At 66.2% G+C, this 16,712-nt stretch carries 14 protein-coding genes, 4 tRNA genes, 1 other RNA gene and 1 pseudogene; 15 read left to right on the forward strand and 5 right to left on the reverse strand.

Going from position 1 to position 16,712, the window contains the following annotated elements; all coding sequences use genetic code 11:
- The first annotated feature begins 2 nt into the window (after positions 1-2).
- Both pth and ychF read left to right on the forward strand, forming a co-directional pair.
- Positions 3-578: an aminoacyl-tRNA hydrolase gene (gene pth, locus ABD024_RS04525; RefSeq protein ID WP_343850134.1), complete on the forward strand. Its 576-nt coding sequence runs from the start codon at positions 3-5 to the stop codon at positions 576-578.
- An 83-nt stretch (positions 579-661) separates the two neighbouring features.
- Positions 662-1,750, forward strand: a complete 1,089-nt coding sequence (gene ychF, locus ABD024_RS04530) for a redox-regulated ATPase YchF (RefSeq protein ID WP_343850136.1) — start codon at positions 662-664, stop codon at positions 1,748-1,750.
- Positions 1,751-1,801: 51 nt separating this feature from the next.
- Here ychF and ABD024_RS04535 read toward each other — a convergent pair whose 3' ends face one another.
- From ABD024_RS04535 to ABD024_RS04545, 3 genes are all read right to left on the reverse strand, one after another.
- The gene (locus tag ABD024_RS04535; RefSeq protein ID WP_343850138.1) at positions 1,802-4,882 is read right to left on the reverse strand and encodes a TonB-dependent receptor; all 3,081 of its coding nucleotides are present in this window, start codon (positions 4,880-4,882) and stop codon (positions 1,802-1,804) included.
- A 98-nt stretch (positions 4,883-4,980) separates the two neighbouring features.
- Positions 4,981-6,066 (reverse strand): FecR family protein, encoded by a 1,086-nt coding sequence (locus ABD024_RS04540; RefSeq protein WP_343850140.1) that lies wholly within the window; start codon positions 6,064-6,066, stop codon positions 4,981-4,983.
- Positions 6,044-6,631: an RNA polymerase sigma factor gene (locus ABD024_RS04545; RefSeq protein ID WP_343850142.1), complete on the reverse strand. Its 588-nt coding sequence runs from the start codon at positions 6,629-6,631 to the stop codon at positions 6,044-6,046. Before ABD024_RS04545 ends, ABD024_RS04540 begins: the two co-directional genes overlap by 23 nt.
- A gap of 327 nt (positions 6,632-6,958) precedes the next feature.
- Between ABD024_RS04545 and ABD024_RS04550 the strand changes: the two are divergent.
- Both ABD024_RS04550 and ABD024_RS04555 read left to right on the forward strand, forming a co-directional pair.
- Positions 6,959-7,561 (forward strand): annotated as a pseudogene (locus ABD024_RS04550) (cyanophycinase); the annotation flags it as partial.
- A 183-nt stretch (positions 7,562-7,744) separates the two neighbouring features.
- The gene (locus ABD024_RS04555; protein ID WP_343854496.1) at positions 7,745-8,758 is read left to right on the forward strand and encodes an isoaspartyl peptidase/L-asparaginase family protein; all 1,014 of its coding nucleotides are present in this window, start codon (positions 7,745-7,747) and stop codon (positions 8,756-8,758) included.
- 11 nt (positions 8,759-8,769) lie between these two features.
- Here the strand turns inward: ABD024_RS04555 and ABD024_RS04560 are convergent, their stop codons facing one another.
- Both ABD024_RS04560 and ABD024_RS04565 read right to left on the reverse strand, forming a co-directional pair.
- Positions 8,770-9,162, reverse strand: coding sequence for an STAS domain-containing protein (locus ABD024_RS04560; RefSeq protein WP_343850145.1), 393 nt, complete (start codon positions 9,160-9,162; stop codon positions 8,770-8,772).
- A complete protein-coding gene (locus tag ABD024_RS04565; RefSeq protein WP_343850147.1) occupies positions 9,159-11,468 on the reverse strand; it encodes a SpoIIE family protein phosphatase in 2,310 nt (769 codons plus the stop codon). Before ABD024_RS04565 ends, ABD024_RS04560 begins: the two co-directional genes overlap by 4 nt.
- Positions 11,469-11,619: 151 nt before the next feature.
- On the opposite strand from ABD024_RS04565, the gene ABD024_RS04570 reads away from it, so the two are divergent.
- From ABD024_RS04570 to rplA, 11 genes are all read left to right on the forward strand, one after another.
- Entirely contained in the window at positions 11,620-12,108 is a 489-nt protein-coding gene (locus ABD024_RS04570; protein ID WP_343850149.1) for an acyl-CoA thioesterase, read from the forward strand.
- A 93-nt stretch (positions 12,109-12,201) separates the two neighbouring features.
- Positions 12,202-12,287: transfer RNA gene (locus ABD024_RS04575), tRNA-Tyr, on the forward strand.
- A 39-nt stretch (positions 12,288-12,326) separates the two neighbouring features.
- Positions 12,327-12,468, forward strand: a non-coding RNA gene (locus ABD024_RS04580) — RtT sRNA.
- Between the two features lie 18 nt (positions 12,469-12,486).
- Positions 12,487-12,560, forward strand: a tRNA-Gly gene (locus tag ABD024_RS04585).
- Between the two features lie 79 nt (positions 12,561-12,639).
- Positions 12,640-12,715: transfer RNA gene (locus ABD024_RS04590), tRNA-Thr, on the forward strand.
- A 75-nt stretch (positions 12,716-12,790) separates the two neighbouring features.
- Entirely contained in the window at positions 12,791-13,981 is a 1,191-nt protein-coding gene (tuf, locus tag ABD024_RS04595) for an elongation factor Tu (protein WP_343850151.1), read from the forward strand.
- 193 nt (positions 13,982-14,174) lie between these two features.
- A tRNA-Trp gene (locus tag ABD024_RS04600) sits at positions 14,175-14,250 on the forward strand.
- Between the two features lie 81 nt (positions 14,251-14,331).
- The gene (secE, locus tag ABD024_RS04605) at positions 14,332-14,727 is read left to right on the forward strand and encodes a preprotein translocase subunit SecE (RefSeq protein ID WP_343850153.1); all 396 of its coding nucleotides are present in this window, start codon (positions 14,332-14,334) and stop codon (positions 14,725-14,727) included.
- Between the two features lie 7 nt (positions 14,728-14,734).
- A complete protein-coding gene (gene nusG / locus ABD024_RS04610; RefSeq protein ID WP_056387085.1) occupies positions 14,735-15,295 on the forward strand; it encodes a transcription termination/antitermination protein NusG in 561 nt (186 codons plus the stop codon).
- A gap of 220 nt (positions 15,296-15,515) precedes the next feature.
- The gene (rplK, locus tag ABD024_RS04615; protein WP_056386859.1) at positions 15,516-15,944 is read left to right on the forward strand and encodes a 50S ribosomal protein L11; all 429 of its coding nucleotides are present in this window, start codon (positions 15,516-15,518) and stop codon (positions 15,942-15,944) included.
- Between the two features lie 3 nt (positions 15,945-15,947).
- Positions 15,948-16,655, forward strand: coding sequence for a 50S ribosomal protein L1 (gene rplA / locus ABD024_RS04620; RefSeq protein ID WP_056386857.1), 708 nt, complete (start codon positions 15,948-15,950; stop codon positions 16,653-16,655).
- Positions 16,656-16,712: the final 57 nt, after the last annotated feature.

The following is a 16,712-nucleotide window of genomic DNA, read 5'->3' on the forward strand; positions in this document are numbered from 1 at the left end:
GGCTGGGCAATCCCGGTGCCGAATACCTCCGAACCCGGCATAACGCCGGGTTCTGGCTAGTTGATGCCCTCGCCAGCGGGCAGGGCGAGCGCTTCGCCTTCGACGGCAAGCTGCACGGCGAAGCCTGCCGCGTGCGCCTCGGTGGCGAGTCGGTCTGGCTGCTGAAGCCGGCCACCTTCATGAACAAGAGCGGCATCGCCGTGGTCTCGGCGCTGCGCTATTACAAGATCGAGCCGGAGCAGTGCCTGGTCGCGCATGACGACCTGGACCTGCCGCCCGGCACTGTGCGCCTGAAGTTCGATGGCGGCCACGGCGGCCAGAACGGCCTGCGCGACATCATGGGCCACCTCGGCCACGGCAAGTTCCATCGCCTGCGCGTGGGCATCGGCCATCCCGGCCACCGCGACCAGGTCACGCCGTGGGTGCTGGGTCGGCCGTCGGCCGCGGACGAGGACGCCATCCTCGACGGCATCGCCCGCGCGCTGGACGTGCTGCCGCTGGCGGTGGACGGCCAGTTCGACAAGGCGATGCAGCAGTTGCATACGACGGGAACGGGGAATGGGGAACGGGGAACGTAAGCGCCTGATCAAGGCCGCAACGTTCGCGCCTCCTCAAACCTCATGTTCCCTGTTCCCCATTCCCCGTTCCCCGGAGTCCCACCATGGGCATCAAATGCGGCATCGTCGGTCTGCCCAATGTCGGCAAGTCCACCCTGTTCAACGCGCTGACCAAGGCCGGCATCGCGGCGGCGAACTTCCCGTTCTGCACGATCGAGCCGAACGTCGGCGTGGTGCCGGTGCCGGACCCGCGACTGAACGCGCTGTCGGAGATCGTCAATCCGCAAAAGGTGGTGCCGACGGCGGTGGAGTTTGTCGACATCGCAGGCCTGGTTGCCGGCGCGTCGAAGGGCGAGGGACTGGGCAACAAGTTCCTGGCGCACATCCGTGAAGTGGACGCGATCGCGCACGTGGTGCGCTGCTTCGAGGGCGACGTGATCCACGTCGCCGGCAAGGTCGATCCGATCTCCGACATCGACACCATCGACACCGAGCTGGCGCTGGCCGACCTGGAGTCGGTGGACAAAGCGCTGAACCGCGCCGAGCGCGCGGCCAAGGCAAACGACAAGGAAGCGCTGGCGAAGAAGCCGGTGCTGCAGAAGCTCTCCGCCGGCCTCAACGAAGGCAAGTCTGCGCGCAGCCTGGGCCTGGACGAGGAGGAGAAGGCGCTGGTGCGCGACCTGTTCCTGCTCACCCTGAAGCCGCTGATGTACATCGCCAACGTCGCCGACGACGGCTTCGAGAACAACCCGTTGCTCGATGCCGTGCGCGAGCGCGCCGTCGCCGAGGGCGCCGAAGTGGTGCCGGTGTGCGCGGCGATCGAGGAGGAGCTGGCGCAGTTGGAAGAGGCCGACCGCGACGAGTTTCTCAAGGACATGGGCCTGGACGAGCCGGGTCTGAACCGGGTGATCCGCGCCGGTTACAAGCTGCTCGACCTGCAGACCTACTTCACTGCCGGCGTGAAGGAAGTGCGCGCGTGGCAGGTGAGGCGTGGTGCGACCGCGCCGCAGGCCGCCGCGGTGATCCACACCGACTTCGAGCGCGGCTTCATCCGCGCCGAGACAATCAGCTACGACGACTTCATCCAGTACAAGGGCGAAGCCGGTGCCGGCGCGGCCGGCCGGCTGCGCAAGGAAGGCAAGGAATACATCGTCAAGGACGGCGACGTGCTGCACTTCCTGTTCAACGTTTGAGCGGCATCCCGAACGAAGGCAGCGCACCCACGGGTGCGCTGCCTTCGTCGTTCAGAGCGCGCTGCCGCCGAATTTCCAGGTGAACTGCAGGTAGTAGCTGCGTCCGGCCGCGTCGAACCACGAGATGTCGTAGTACGGGTACGACGTGTAGGTGGGATCGCGCGGCGGCATCTTGTCGAACAGGTTGTCCACCGCCAGCGACAGCTGCGCGTGGTCGCTGAACTTGTACTGGATCGAGGCGTTGTAGCGGTAGGTGGCGCCGATCCAGGCGGTCTCGCCGGCTGCGGTATCGACGATCTGGTCGTATGAATCCGAGTTCGGCAGGCGACCCAGGCGCGAGCCGAACAGCGTCGCCGACCAGGCGTTGCGCTCCCACGACACGCTGGCACTGGCCTTGCTGCGCGGGATGTCGAAGCCGCTGTTGACCGCGAGCTCGTCCAGCACCGGGTCGCCCGGGTACTGCTGGAACAGATGGTTGCGTGCCCAGGTGTAGTTGCCGTTGAAGCGGAACGTGCCGATCGCCGTTGCCAGCTTGTAATGCGTGCTGGCATCGATGCCGCTGGTGCGCTCGTTGGCGACGTTGATCGGGTTGACGAAGATGCCGTACAGGCCGCCCGGGTCGACCGCGCTGCTGGTCGGATAGCGGTTCACCCGCGAGATCGCGTCGACGCAGCTGGGCGAGTTCGCATCGACCGCGTTGCCGTTGACGTCGGTGCCGATGCGGCAGTTCGCTTCCAGCTGCAGGATGCGGTCGGTGCTGAGGTCCTGCACTTGGTTCTGCATGCGGATGCTGAAGTAGTCGACCGAGAAGTCCAGGTTCGGCGTCGGCGACCAGACGAAGCCGGTGGTCCACGAGGTGCTGGTCTCGGAATCGAGGTCGCGGTTGCCCTGGCGCGTGCGGATCAGGCCCTCGCCGGAATAGTCGCAGTCGGTGATGTCGACGCCCGGTTCCTCGGTGCGGCAGCGGTAGTAGTCATTGCCCGAGGTCTCGTCGTTGCCGATGCCTGCGTAGACGTAGTGCAGGTCCGGCGCGCGGAACGCGGTGCCGTACGAGCCGCGCAGCAGCAGGCTGTCGAACGGGCGCCATTCCAGGCCGGTGCTGTAGGTCAGCTTGCCGGTCTTGCGGCCGGAGAAACGGTACTGGTCGTAGCGGCTGGCCAGGCTGAGGTTGAGCGTCTCTAGCAGCGGCAGGCGCAGTTCGCCGGCGGCGGCCCAGCGGTTGCGGCTGCCGTGGCCGTCGGAGTCCTTCCAGCTGTAGTAGTAGTACTGCGTGGCCAGCGGGTCGGGGTTGAGGTCGTAGGCCTGGTTGCCGTACTCGACCACGCCGGCGAAGCCGGCTGGCCCGGCCGGCAGCTGGAACAGGTCGGTGTTGGTGAGGGTGAACGCCAGCGTGTCGCTGCGCGATTCGGGGCGATAGTTCGTGCGCGCGGTGATCGCGTCGTACTCGGCGCGGGTCAGCGGCGTGTACAGGCGGGCCGGGTCGGCGTCGAAGATCGGCAGGCCGCTGTCGGCGTCGACGCCGAGCTGCGGGCCGAGGTAGAGGTCGTTGGCCTTCGCCGCCACGGTCTGCGGCCAGCTGATCAGCGCCTTGTATTGCGAATGGCTGAGCGCAGCTTCGTAGTCCCAGCGTTCGCCGAACGTGCCCTTGAAGCCGGTGGTCAGGCTGAAGGTCTTCTGCGTGTTCTTGATCATGCCGCGGTCGAGGCCACCCATTTCTTCCGGCGTGAACTGGCGGTACCAGTTCTCGATGCCGCCGCTGTGCGCGTTGTAGAAGTAGCCGTCCTCGTTGCCGTCGGGCGCCTGGTAGTTCCACTGCTCGACGTCGCGGAACAGGCTGACCTTGCTGTAGCCCAGCTGCATGTCGCCGAACCAGGACAGTGTGTCGTTGATCTTCAAGTTGGCCGAGGTGTAGGTGTTGATGCCGCGGCGCTGGCTGAGGATGGTGCCGTAGCCGATCGATTCGGCACTACCGCAGAAATTGCCGTAGCGCGGCCGGTTCGCGTACACCGTGGTGCCGCCGTTGAGATACGACAGCGCATCGCAGGTGGCCTGGCCCGGGTCGATGTAGTCGTCGTTCCAGTCGCCGTTGAGGAAGGTGCGCCGCGGCACCTGCGAGCGCGCGGTGGGCGCGTCGGCGGTGGAGTCCTGCAGTTTGCGCTGGTACGCCCAAAGCGGCTTCTGCTCGATCAGCTCGGCGCCGAACACCAGGTTGAAGTCGTTGTGCGAGAAGCCGGTGGAGAAGTTGAGCTTGTACGACTCGCCGCCGCCGCGGGTGGTGTCGCCGTAGCGCAGGTCGATGGTGGTGCCGTCGGCATGCTGCTTCAGGATGAAGTTGACCACGCCGGAGATCGCGTCCGAGCCGTACACCGCCGAGGCGCTGCCGGTGAGCACCTCGATGCGGTCGATCATGCCGATCGGAATGTTGGAGATGTCGGTGAAGTTGCTGCGGCCCTTGAACGGCATCGGGAAGTCGGCGATGCGCCGGCCATTGACCAGCACCAGAGTGTGGTTGGGACCGAGCCCGCGCAGGTCCACCTGTTCCGCGCCCGGGGAAAAGTCGGCGCCACTGGACGACTGCTGACTCTGCGTCTCGCCGCCGTTCTGGGTGATCGCGCGCATCACGTCGGGCACGCTGGCGAAGCCGCTGGCCTTGATGTCGCTGGCGGTGATCACGGTGACCGGCGCCGGCCCCTCGATCTGCGCGCGCGGAATGCGCGAGCCGGTGACCTGGATCTCGTCCAGCCGGGTGGCTTCCTGCGGGGCCGCTGCGGCCGCGCTGCGGCTGCTGGCCGGGGCGGATGGTGCCGGCGGCTGGGCGGGCTGGCTGGCGCCCTTCACGATGACGGCGGCGCCGGAGTCGTCGCGATGGACGGTGAAACCGCTGCCGGCCAGCAGCCGTCCCAGCGCGTCGTCCGCCGACAGCGTGCCATGCACGCCGGAGGTGCGCAGCCCCTTGAGCTGGTCGGCCTGGTAGATGAATTGCGCGCCGGATTGGCGGGCCAGGGTATCCAGCGCGGTGACCAGGTCCCCGGCCGGAATATCAAGCTGTCGGACTGTAGCGGTTTGCGCGGATGCCATGGCGGACACCGAACAAGCCAGCACGAACATCGCGCCGCGTAGCGAACGGATCATCGTCACCTCTCCCCAGGTGGGCGCACACGATGTGCGCCATGTATTGCCGGGACGAACTGACGACGCAAATCCCGCCCGTCGGTTGCCGTGTGCTGGCGTCAGCGCCGGGTCAGCACGATGTTGCCGCCCTGCTGACGGGCCCTGATCGGGAAGCCCTGCGCCAGCAGCCGCACGAAGGCGTCGGTGTTGGACCAGCGGAAGTTGCCGCCCACGCGCATGGCGCCGACGTTGGCATCGCCGATCACGATCTTGCGAGTGTTGTAGCGGTTGAATTCGGCGGCGGCGGTGGCCAGCGGGGTGTCGTGGAAGCTGACGAAGCCGCTGCGCCAGCTCAGGTATTCCTCGGCCTGCTGCACCGAACCGGAGTGCACCACCACCCCGGCATCGCTGGCCAGCGCCACGCTGCCGGCGGGCAGCAGGGTGGTGGGTTGGCGGTGGCCGCCCGGTAGGCGATCCGATTCCAGCCGTACCAGGCCCTCGGTCACCACCACGCGCAGGTCGGCCAGGTCGCGGCGCACGGAGAAGCGGGTGCCGACGGCCGTCACCCGACGACCGCCGATGCTGACCACGAACGGCCGCGCGGGGTCCTTGGCCACCGCGAAGAATGCCTCGCCCTGCTGCAGGTCGACATGGCGCTCGCCGTGCGACAGGGTGACCAGGATGCGGCTGTCGCTGCTCAAGGTGGCGGTGGAGCCGTCGGCCAGCGGCACCTCCTGCAGATCGCCGATCGCCGTGCGGAAGGACGCCTGCTCCACCGCGGTGTAGTGACGCCAGCCGAGCGCCAGCGACACGACCAGTGCCAGCACCGCGGCGGTGGCGAGATGACGAAGCAGGCTGCGGCGTTGTCCCCGATGCCGACGAGGGACGTGCCGGTGTGCGTCGGCGTCGGTGTGCGCCGGGCGCAGGTGGCGCGGTTCGTCCGCAGGTTCATCGGCGTTGCCGAACGGCGAGGGCGTCCAGCTGCCGCGCGCAGGTACCACGCCCGCAGGTACGCCGGCGCCAAGTGCCTTCAGCCGGTCGCTCTGCCGCCACGCTGCGTCGAGCCGGATGAAGGCGACGCGGTGGGCCGTGGACGCGTCCAGCCACGCGTCCAGCTGCTGCCGGTCGCGTTCGCTCCAGTCGCCGGCGTCGCGCCTGGCGAGCCAGGCGGCGGCGGTATGTTCAATCTCCCTGCTGCTGACCATGTCCGTTCTCGTATGCGGTGTCCATCGCGTCGCCGTGAGCCGGGCGACGTGCATGGCTGCCGCCGTAGAAGTATTCCGCGATCAGGCGCGCACCCTTGGCGACCTGCTTCTCCACCGTCTTCTCGCTGATGCCCATGCGCGCCGCCACTTCCTTCTGCGACAGCTCCTCGACCCGGCGCAGCCAGACCACCTCGCGGCAGCGGTCGGGCAGGCGGTCGAATGCGTCGGTCAGGCGCTTCAGCTCCTGCCGTGCGCCTAATCGCCGTTCCGGCGAGATCTCGTCTATCAGGACGTTCAGCGCGTCGATATCACCCACGGCCTCGATCGAGACGACGCGTCCGCGGCGCAGCCGGTCGGTCATCAGGTGGCGTGCGGTGGTGAACATGAAGGATTTCGGCATCGCCGGGCGGGCCTTCGCCGCGGCCTCGTAGACGCGCACGTAGATTTCCTGGCGCAGGTCGTGGATCTCTTCGCGGCGGAACCAGCTGCGCAGCAGATAGCGCATCAGCGCGCTCTCATGCACCAGGATTTCGCGGGCAAACCAGTTGTTGAGAGAGTCGTCCACACGGCGACCTTAGCGTCAATCCGCAGCGGAAATACAACGATGGGGGAAACGCTGCGCAGGTTCGTCCCGGTTTTGAGTGCGCCGCGCTTTGGACGCTTTCCGTACCACCTTCGCTCGGGATATCGACTGATGCTTCCGTTCAAGCAACTGCCCGTCTTCCTGCGTCCCGCCGCTTCCTGCCTGCTGGCCCTGGGTCTGGCGGTGATCGGCGCAAACGCGCTGGCCAAGTCGGCGGATCCGACCGCCGTACGCGATGGCTACGAGTATTACCAGGTCGGTGACCTCAAGGCGACCCGGTCCGGCGCTACCGAGCCGGCGCTGCTGCTGATGGGCGGTGGCGAGTGGCCGCACCAGGCGTTCGCCTGGTTGGTGGCGAAGGGCGGCCACGGCCATTTCGTGATACTGCGCGCGTCCGGAGACGACGATCTGCAGAAGGAGCTGTACCACGACGTCGGCGGCGTGGCTTCGGTGCAGACGCTGGTGTTCCACAGCCGCGCAGCGGCCAGCGATCCGAAAGTGCTGGAGGTCGTGCGGCAGGCCGACGGCATCTTCCTCGCCGGCGGCGACCAGGCGAATTACGTGCGGTTCTGGAAGGGCACGCCGCTGAACGCGCTGCTGGACCGGCACGTCGCCGAGGGCAAGCCGATCGGCGGCAGTAGCGCCGGCCTGGCGATCCTTGGCGGCCATGCCTACGGCGCGCTGGACGGCGGCAGCATGGTTTCGGAAGAGGCCTTGCGCGATCCGCTGGGCAAGGGCATCACCCTGGTCGACGGTTTCCTGCATATGCCGTATCTGCAGCAGGTGATCACCGACACCCACTTCAATGCACGCGAACGGCAGGGTCGGCTGATCGCCTTCGTCGCCCGGCTGCGGCACCAAGGTCATCCGGACGTGATTGGTCTGGGTGTGGATGAAGGGACGGTGCTGGCCGTCGATGGCAACGGCAGCGGCCGGGTGTTCACGCTGAACAACGGCTTCGCCTGGCTGCTGCGCCCCCAAGGCCAACCTGAGCGGGTCGAAGCGGGCAAGCCGCTGGACTACCGCGGCGTGCGGGTAACCGGCATCGGCACGCAAAGCCGGGTCGACATGCGTGACCTCAGCGTGCAGCGGCCGGTGTTCGAGACGATCACCGATGTGCGCGGCGGCAAGCTGTACCTGCATGGCGGGGTGCCGCCGCTGCTGGTGATCCATGGTGGCGCGGGGGTGGAGCGTGCGCAGATGACCCCGCAGATCGAGGCGCAGGCGCGCGTCGCGCTGGAGCTGGCGTTGCGCAATGGCCATGCACGATTGAAGGCGGGCAAGCCGGCACTGGAGGCGGTGACCGCCGCGATTACCGTGCTGGAAGACGACCCGCTGTTCAATGCGGGGCGTGGCGCGGTGTTCACGCATGACGGCAGGAACGAGCTGGACGCATCGATCATGGACGGCTCGACGCTGGCCGCCGGTGCCGTGGCGGGCGTGCACCGGGTGCGCAATCCGGTGCTCTTGGCGCGCGCCGTGATGGAGCATTCGCCGCACGTGATGATGGTCGGCAGCGGCGCGGAGCAGTTCGCCGCCGAGCAGGGTATCAAGCTGGTCGATCCTGCGTATTTTCGTACCGAGAAACGCTGGCAGGATCTGCAGAAGGCGCTGAAGGAATACGCCGCGGGCGAAAAGCTCGGAACACGACTGGCGGCGCTGAAGCACTTCGGCACGGTCGGGGCGGTGGCGCGCGACAGCGAGGGTCGCCTCGCCGCGGCGACCTCGACCGGCGGCATGACCGACAAGCGCTACGGCCGCGTCGGCGATTCGCCGATCATAGGTGCCGGCACCTATGCGAACGCCGCTTGCGCGGTCTCAGGCACGGGTTGGGGCGAGTACTACATCCGCGTTTCCGCAGCACGCGAGATCTGCCTGCGCATGACCGAGTTGAACGAATCCGCGGAGCAGGCCGGCAAGGCGGTGATCAATGAGGAAATACCGCAGATGGGCGGCGACGGCGGTGCGATCATCCTGGGCGCGGACGGCAGCGTGTCGATGCCGTTCAACACCGAGGGCATGTATCGCGGCTGGATCGGCGCAGATGGCGTGCCGCATGTGGCGATCTACAGCGGCGATCCGCTGGCGTTGCCCGGGCCGTCACGCTGATGGCGTGCCGCTCAGGCGTCGTCGTTGTCGCCTTCGGTGATCTGCCGCTGCATGCGGTCCAGGTAGGCGTCGAGTTCCTGCGTGCTGGTGAAGACCTCGTTCACCGGCACGGCCTTGACGATGTCGAACACCTTGCGCACCTGTGGCTGCGGGTTCAGCAGTAGGGTGTGGCCGTTGCGGGTGCGCATGCTCTTGCGGATCCTGGCGAAACTGCGCAGCCCGGCGCTGCTGACGTATTCCAGTCCGGCCAGGTCGACCACCACGGTGCCGCCGTCGCCGAGCCGGGGCAGCAGGGCCAGCATGGCTTCATCGAGTTCGCCGAAGGTCATCGCGTCGAGGCGGCCGCCGACGTGCACGACGACACGATCGGGTGCGGAGAATTCGTGGTTCAGGCTGAGCGTCATGGTGAAGATCCGTCCGGGTTCGGGTAAGCGAAGCGAAGCAGTAGATGGTTGCCGTCGGCATCCCGTGTGTAGCGCATTTCGCTGGCCATGGTGCGCGCGAGATGGATGCCGAGACCGCCGACCTGTTCACGGTCGGCGAGGTCGCCGGTAAGGTCGGGGGTGGCCGACTGCAGCGGGTCGAAGACGACGCCGTCGTCGATCAATTCGATCGCGACAGCGTCCGGCTGGGGCTGCAGCAGGATGCGGATCTGGCCGGGGCGTCCGTCGGGATAGCCGTATTCGACCGTGTTGACCATCAGCTCTTCCAGCACCAGGCGCATGTCACTGCGCAACGCGGCCGGCACGTCGGCTTCCTGCAGCAGGTTCTCGCAGCGGTCGAGCGCACCGAACACGTCGGCCAGTTGGTTGTCGATGCACATCTCGGTGCCCGGCGCCGTGGCGCCGTGCCAGGTCAGCGCCAGCACGGTGATGTCGTCGGCCTGTGCGGCCTCCCCCACGAAATGGTCCACGTCGCCCAGCAGTCGTTCGATGTAGCCGGCGGTGGAAGCCGTCGGCGGCACCTGGGCGAGGCTTTCCACGGTGCGCTCGATGCCGTACATCTGCTGCCAGCGGTCGCTGGCCTCGGTGATGCCGTCGGTATACATCAGCAGGGTCTCGCCCTGGCGCAGGCGCAGGCGATGTTCCGGGTAGTCGGAGTCCTCGTACAGGCCGAGCACCGCGCCGGTGGGGAAGTCCAGCAGTTGCGGCGCGCCGCGGCCGCACAGGATCGGCGGCTCGTGTCCGGCGCTGGCCAGCACCAGGCTGCCGTTGCCGGTATCCAGCAGGCCGCACAGCAGGGTGACGAACATGCAGCTGTCGTTGCCGCGGCAAAGTTCGAGGTTGAGCAAGCGCAGCAGGTTCTGCGGCGTCTGCGCGCGCGGCGCCAGCGCCTTGGCCAGGGTGATCGTCTGCGCCATGAACAGGGCGGCCGGAATGCCCTTGTCGGAGACGTCGCCGACCATCACGAAGAAGCGCTGCGGGTCGAGCATGAAATAACTGTAGAGATCGCCGCCGACCGCCCGGGCCGGGCGCAGCGCCGCATGCAGTTCGAAATAGGCGCAGACGGCGTCGAGATAGTGCTCGCTCGGCAGCAGGCCGATCTGGATCTGGCGGGCGATCTCCAGCTCGCTGGCCAGCCGCTGCTTTTCCCGCGCCACCCGGGCCAGGTTCTCCATGTGCAGGGCCAGCTCGCGGCGCATCTGATCGAAGGACTGGGTGAGGCGGCCCACCTCGTCGGGGCGGCGCGGCGGCGGCAGCTCGAAATCCAGCTCGCCGCGGGCGACGCGCTCGGCGCGGTCGGCCAGCACCCCCAGCGGCGCCATCGTGCGGCGGATGGTCAGCAGCGTGATCAGCGCGACGCCCAGCAGAGCCAGCAGGCCCAGCGCGAGACTCAGCAGGAAGATGCGCCTTACACCGGCATAGATCTGGTATTCCGGGACCACCAGGCCAAGCCGCCAACGGGTACCTTCGATCGGGGCGGAATAAACCCAGACCGGGCCGTGTGCCCGTGGGTTTTGCGCCACCGGCAGGCGCGTCGATTCGGCCTGGTCGCTTGCCAGCACCTTGAGCAGGGCCGTCATGCCGCGCTTGCCCACCAGGTCGGGGTTGTCGTGCGCCAGGTAGTCGCCGTCGCTGTCCAGCACGAAGGCATAGGCGCCCTCGGGTTTGGCCAGGCTGCCCAGTATCTGGTGCAGCCAGTCGAGCGTGACGTCGGCGTTGATGATGCCGACGGGGTGCCCGTCGCGACTGATCGCCACGGAGTAGTTGATCAGCTGGCGGTGCCGGGACTGCGAAAAGAACGCTCGCTGCCAGCAGCCATTGCCGCAGCCGAGTCCGCCGAGGAACCAGTTGCTGTTCCGGTAGGGGCTGGCGTCGCGCGCGAGGTCGCGGCTGGTCAAGGTGCCGTTGTCCAGCCGGCTCACGAACGGCGAGTGCGGCGGGGCGTGGGCCGGATTCGGCGAGGGCCTGAACACCGCAGCCAGCCCGTCCATGTCCAGGTTCGCAGCCAGGGTGTCGCGCAGCAGCGGTTCGGCGTCGTCCTGGCGGGTGGCGACGATCGCGGCGAGCATCCGTGCCGAAACTGCGACACGGTCGATCCGGGCCTGGATCTGGCTGCCGGCGTTGGCCGCCAGGGCCGCTGCCTCATGGTGGGTGTGTTCGAGGATCTGTGTGCGGGTCAGGCTGAGCAACAAGGCGCCAATGGCTGCCAGCACCAGGGTGGAGCCGACCAGGACCCACAGCGCCGTCCGTGATGCAATGCTGCGCAAGACCAATGAATGGCTCCCCCTGCTTCCCTGACCCCCATCTAGCCATGAAGCGGGGCGGGCCGCAAGCTGACGGATGGTGCGTCGACGCGGGCAAGTGCGTGCGCTCAGGCATAATCCCGGCTTCGGATTTCGCCCACGAGTCGTCAGCCCCATGTCCGGAAAACAGCACGAAGTGACGTTCCGCTTCCTCGCCCAGCCCACCGACGTCAATTTTGGCGGCAAGGTGCACGGCGGTATGGCAATGAAGTGGATCGACCAGGCCGGTTATGCCTGCGCGGTGGGCTGGAGCGGGGCGTACTGCGTCACTGCCTCGGTCAGCGGGATCCAGTTCGTGGCGCCAATCCTGATTGGCGACCTGGTCACAGTGCGGGCGCGCCTGATCCACACCGGCACCAGCAGCATGCATCTGGCGGTCGACGTGCTGGCGCGTGACCTGCGAAAGGACGAGCAGCGCCTGGCGACCAGCTGCGTGATGGTATTCGTGGCGCTGGACAGCCCGGACGGCAAGCCAACCCCGGTGCCGCGCTGGGAGCCGCGCGACGACAACGAGCGCCGGCTGCAGACGCAGGCGAAACAGCTGCTGGAGTTGTCCAAGGGCATGGAGCAGTTGGTCGATCTGCGCGCGACCTCGCTGGACTGAGGACCCCCGCGAAAAATCGCCTCCGCATGCGGAAGCGACGCCGCAAGGTGTTGACAGCTCGGGGTCCGATCCACACAATACGCGTTCTTTGTTGGAGGGATACCCAAGCGGCCAACGGGGGCAGACTGTAAATCTGCTGGCTTACGCCTTCGGTGGTTCGAATCCACCTCCCTCCACCAGCTTGAGTGCCATCGGTAATCAAGTTTGTAGAGATCCGACATGCAGGGCCGTGGAGGTGGATGAAATCCGCCGCCGTGGTTCGACAAAATCGCAGGAGCGATTTTGAACGCGACGCGAAAGTGGCGCGGCCCCGGAGGGGCGGAGGGCAGGATGCCCGGAGTAATCCACCTCCCTCCATCAGCAAGAGTTCCGCGCAGGGCGGGAGTAGTTCAATGGTAGAACATCAGTTTTCCAAACTGATTACGCGGGTTCGATTCCCGCCTTCCGCTCCATTGGGTACTTCACTTTTTTGAAAAGTCCGGCAGGACGCCGGCCTTGTCTTCGCCGTCATGGAGGATGGCTGAAATTTCCGCTCATGTAGCTCAGTCGGTAGAGCACTTCCTTGGTAAGGAAGAGGTCACAGGTTCGATTCCTGTCATGAGCACCACTCATTCGGCCGTCATGGTCAGCCCGAAACGGGCAGTTTTCTCCAGTTCATTGACTCCATCGGGGTTTAGCGCGCATGGCAAAGGGTAAATTCGAACGCACCAAGCCGCACGTCAACGTCGGCACGATTGGTCACGTGGATCACGGCAAGACGACGCTGACGGCGGCGCTGACGAAGGTCGGTGCGGAACGTTTTGGTGGCGAGTTCAAGGATTACAGCGCGATCGACGCGGCGCCGGAAGAGAAGGCGCGCGGCATCACGATCTCGACCGCCCACGTGGAATACGAGTCGCCGAACCGCCATTACGCGCACGTCGATTGCCCGGGCCATGCGGACTATGTGAAGAACATGATCACCGGTGCGGCGCAGATGGATGGCGCGATCCTGGTGTGCTCGGCCGCGGACGGCCCGATGCCGCAGACGCGCGAACACATCCTGCTGAGCCGTCAGGTCGGCGTGCCGTACATCGTGGTCTACCTGAACAAGGCGGACATGGTGGACGACGCCGAGTTGCTCGAACTGGTCGAGATGGAAGTGCGCGAGCTGCTGACCAAGTACGACTTCCCGGGCGACGACACGCCGATGATCCACGGTTCGGCCAAGCTGGCGCTGGAAGGCGATCAGAGCGAGATTGGCGTGCCGTCGATCATCAAGCTGGTCGATGCGCTGGACAGTTACATTCCGGAGCCGGTGCGTGCGATCGACAAGCCGTTCCTGATGCCGGTGGAAGACGTGTTCTCGATCTCGGGCCGCGGCACCGTGGTGACCGGTCGCATCGAGCGCGGCATCATCAAGGTTGGCGACGAAATCGAAGTGGTCGGCATCCGCGACACGCAGAAGACCACGGTCACCGGCGTGGAGATGTTCCGCAAGCTGCTGGACCAGGGTCAGGCAGGCGACAACGCCGGCCTGCTGCTGCGCGGCCTGAAGCGTGACGACGTGGAGCGTGGCCAGGTGCTGTGCAAGCCCGGCACGATCAAGCCGCACACCGACTTCGAGGCCGAGGTGTATGTGCTGTCGAAGGACGAGGGTGGCCGTCATACGCCGTTCTTCAAGGGCTACCGCCCGCAGTTCTACTTCCGCACGACCGACGTGACGGGTGCCGTGACCCTGCCGGAAGGCGTGGAAATGGTGATGCCGGGCGACAACGTGAAGATGGTGGTGAGCCTGATTCACCCGATCGCGATGGATGAGGGCCTGCGTTTCGCCATCCGCGAGGGCGGCCGTACCGTCGGCGCCGGCGTGGTGGCCAAGGTCATCAAGTAAGTAAAAGCTTTTGTGAGAAGTCCGGCAGGATGCCGGTCTGATCTTTGCCATCAGGGAGGATGGCTGAAACAAATGTAAAAAGTCCGGCAGGATGCCGGGTTGATCTTTGCCATCAGGGAGGATGGCTGAAATAATCCTCACGGGGCGAGCGGATTCAAGCCGCTCGCCGTCGTGTTTCAAGTTCAAGCCATGTACGCCAGTAGCTCAATTGGCAGAGCAGCGGTCTCCAAAACCGCAGGTTGGGGGTTCAAGTCCCTCCTGGCGTGCCACTTCCCCGAGGATCGAGACGGGTGACGATGGCAAGGTCGGCCGCAAGGCACGGCATGCTGCTGACACCTGGTCACTAGTGCATGAATACCAAGGCAGAACAGTCCAAGGGCACGAACGCCGCCGACATCGGCAAGCTGGTACTGGCGGGTCTGGTGCTGGCTGGCGGTATCTTCGCCTATTCCTGGCTCGGTCGGGATGGCAGCATTTCATCGTCGGTGCGCCTGCTGGGCGTGCTGGCTGCGATGGTGGTTGCGCTGGCGATTGCCGCGTTCACCGCGCTGGGCCGGCGGGTACGGAACTTCATCGCCGAGTCGCAGTTCGAAATGCGCAAGGTGGTCTGGCCGACCCGCGACGAGACGATCAAGACGACCGGCATCATCATCGTGGTGGTGATCATCCTGTCGCTGCTGCTGGGTCTGATCGACCTGATCCTGAAGTCGGTCATTCTCGACTGGCTGCTGAAGCTGGGTGGCTGAGGTGAGCATGAGCAAGCGTTGGTACGTGGTGCACGCCTATTCGGGCTTCGAGAATCAGGTGAAGCGTTCCCTCGAGGAGCGCATCAAGCGCGCCGAGATGGAAGAGAAGTTCGGCGAAGTGCTGGTGCCGACCGAGGAAGTGATCGAGATGCGTGGCGGCCAGAAGCGCCGCAGCGAGCGCAAGTTCTTCCCCGGCTACGTGCTGGTGCAGATCGAGACGAATACCGAGGGCAAGTCGCCCCGGATCGACGACGAATGCTGGCATCTGATCAAGGAAACTCCGAAGGTGATGGGTTTCATCGGAGGCACCGCCGACCGCCCGTTGCCGATTCGCGACAGCGAGGCCGAGGCGATCCTCAGCCGCGTGCGCGAAGGCGTCGAGAAGCCCCGGCCCAAGGTGCTGTTCGAACCGGGCGAGATGGTGCGCGTCACCGAGGGCCCGTTCAACGATTTCAACGGCGTGGTCGAGGAAGTCAACTACGAGAAGAGTCGCCTGCGCGTCGCGGTGCTGATCTTCGGTCGCTCGACCCCGGTCGAGCTGGAGTTCGGTCAGGTCGAGAAGGCCTGAGCGGACTGTTCCGGTCGGGGCGACCCGGCCATCCGATCCGGCGACCTTGGCACGGGGCTTGCTGACGATCCACTAAATCTCTATACTGCGCGGTTCACGCGGGGTCTTCTTGGCCCGGCGTGTCCGCGTTTCGGATCTGCACGAGGCAGATCTTCCCTCCATCCATGGAACGGTGAACAGCGAGGAGCCGCAAGGCGCCTGCACTCGCGAGGAAAATCCAATGGCAAAGAAAGTTGTCGGTTACATCAAGCTGCAGGTCAAGGCCGGCCAGGCCAACCCGTCGCCGCCGGTGGGCCCCGCCCTCGGTCAGCGCGGCCTGAACATCATGGAGTTCTGCAAGGCGTTCAATGCCGCCACGCAGAAGCTGGAGCCCGGCCTGCCGATCCCGGTGATCATTACCGCGTACTCCGATCGCAGCTTCACCTTCATCACCAAGACCCCGCCCGCCACGATCCTTCTGAAGAAGGCTACCGGTGTCGCCAAGGGCTCGCCGAAGCCGAATACCGACAAGGTCGGCAAGGTCACTCGCAAGCAGCTGGAAGACATTGCGAAGCAGAAGGAGCCGGATCTGACGGCTGCCGACCTTGACGCCGCGGTGCGCACCATTGCCGGTAGCGCCCGCAGCATGGGCCTGACGGTGGAGGGCTAAGACATGGCAAAGATCACGAAGCGTATGAAGGCCGCGCAGGCCGCGGTGCAGCCGGGCAAGTTCTACGCCCTGGAAGAGGCCCTGAAGATCGTCAAGGACAACGCCAAGGCGAAGTTCGCCGAGTCGGTGGACGTGGCCGTGCGTCTGGGCATCGACGCCAAGAAGTCGGACCAAGGCGTGCGCGGCTCCTCGCTGCTGCCGCACGGCACCGGCAAGACCGTCAAGGTCGCCGTGTTCTGCCCGCCGGGCGAGAAGGCCGAGGCCGCCAAGGCTGCCGGTGCCGACGCCGTCGGCATGGACGACCTGGCCGAGCGCATGCAGGCTGGTGATCTCGACTTCGGTCGCGTGATCGCCACGCCGGACGCGATGCGCGTGGTCGGCAAGCTGGGCCAGCTGCTCGGCCCGCGCGGCCTGATGCCGAACCCGAAGGACGGCTCGGTCACCGCCGACGTCGCCACCGCGGTCAAGAACGCCAAGGCCGGCCAGGTGAAGTTCCGCAACGACAAGGCGGGCATCATCCACGCCACCATCGGCAAGGCCAGCTTCGAGGCCGCCCAGCTGGCGGACAACCTCAACACGCTGATCGCCGACTTGCTGAAGGCCAAGCCGGCCACGGCGAAGGGTCAGTTTCTGCAGAAAGTGGCGTTGTCCAGCACGATGGGCGTCGGCGTTGCCGTCGATACCTCGTCGCTGGTCATTTCCGCGAAGTAAGACTCAAGCCCCGCTCGACGCTTTTGTCGGTGCGGGCAGTTTTTGAGGGTAGCCCCG

Source organism: Rhodanobacter soli, from assembly GCF_039523495.1.
In the GTDB taxonomy this organism is placed as follows: Bacteria; Pseudomonadota; Gammaproteobacteria; order Xanthomonadales; family Rhodanobacteraceae; genus Rhodanobacter; species Rhodanobacter soli.

Bases quoted from the DNA above. Each gene is read 5' to 3' on its own strand.
- ABD024_RS04560 (WP_343850145.1), bottom strand. From the start codon at position 9,162: ATGACGCTCAGCCTGAACCACGAATTCTCCGCACCCGATCGTGTCGTC.
- rplA (WP_056386857.1), top strand. From the start codon at position 15,948: ATGGCAAAGATCACGAAGCGTATGAAGGCCGCGCAGGCCGCGGTGCAG.
- tuf (WP_343850151.1), top strand. From the start codon at position 12,791: ATGGCAAAGGGTAAATTCGAACGCACCAAGCCGCACGTCAACGTCGGC.
- ABD024_RS04570 (WP_343850149.1), top strand. From the start codon at position 11,620: ATGTCCGGAAAACAGCACGAAGTGACGTTCCGCTTCCTCGCCCAGCCC.
- secE (WP_343850153.1), top strand. From the start codon at position 14,332: ATGAATACCAAGGCAGAACAGTCCAAGGGCACGAACGCCGCCGACATC.
- ABD024_RS04540 (WP_343850140.1), bottom strand. From the start codon at position 6,066: ATGGTCAGCAGCAGGGAGATTGAACATACCGCCGCCGCCTGGCTCGCC.
- rplK (WP_056386859.1), top strand. From the start codon at position 15,516: ATGGCAAAGAAAGTTGTCGGTTACATCAAGCTGCAGGTCAAGGCCGGC.
- nusG (WP_056387085.1), top strand. From the start codon at position 14,735: ATGAGCAAGCGTTGGTACGTGGTGCACGCCTATTCGGGCTTCGAGAAT.
- ABD024_RS04535 (WP_343850138.1), bottom strand. From the start codon at position 4,882: ATGATCCGTTCGCTACGCGGCGCGATGTTCGTGCTGGCTTGTTCGGTG.
- ychF (WP_343850136.1), top strand. From the start codon at position 662: ATGGGCATCAAATGCGGCATCGTCGGTCTGCCCAATGTCGGCAAGTCC.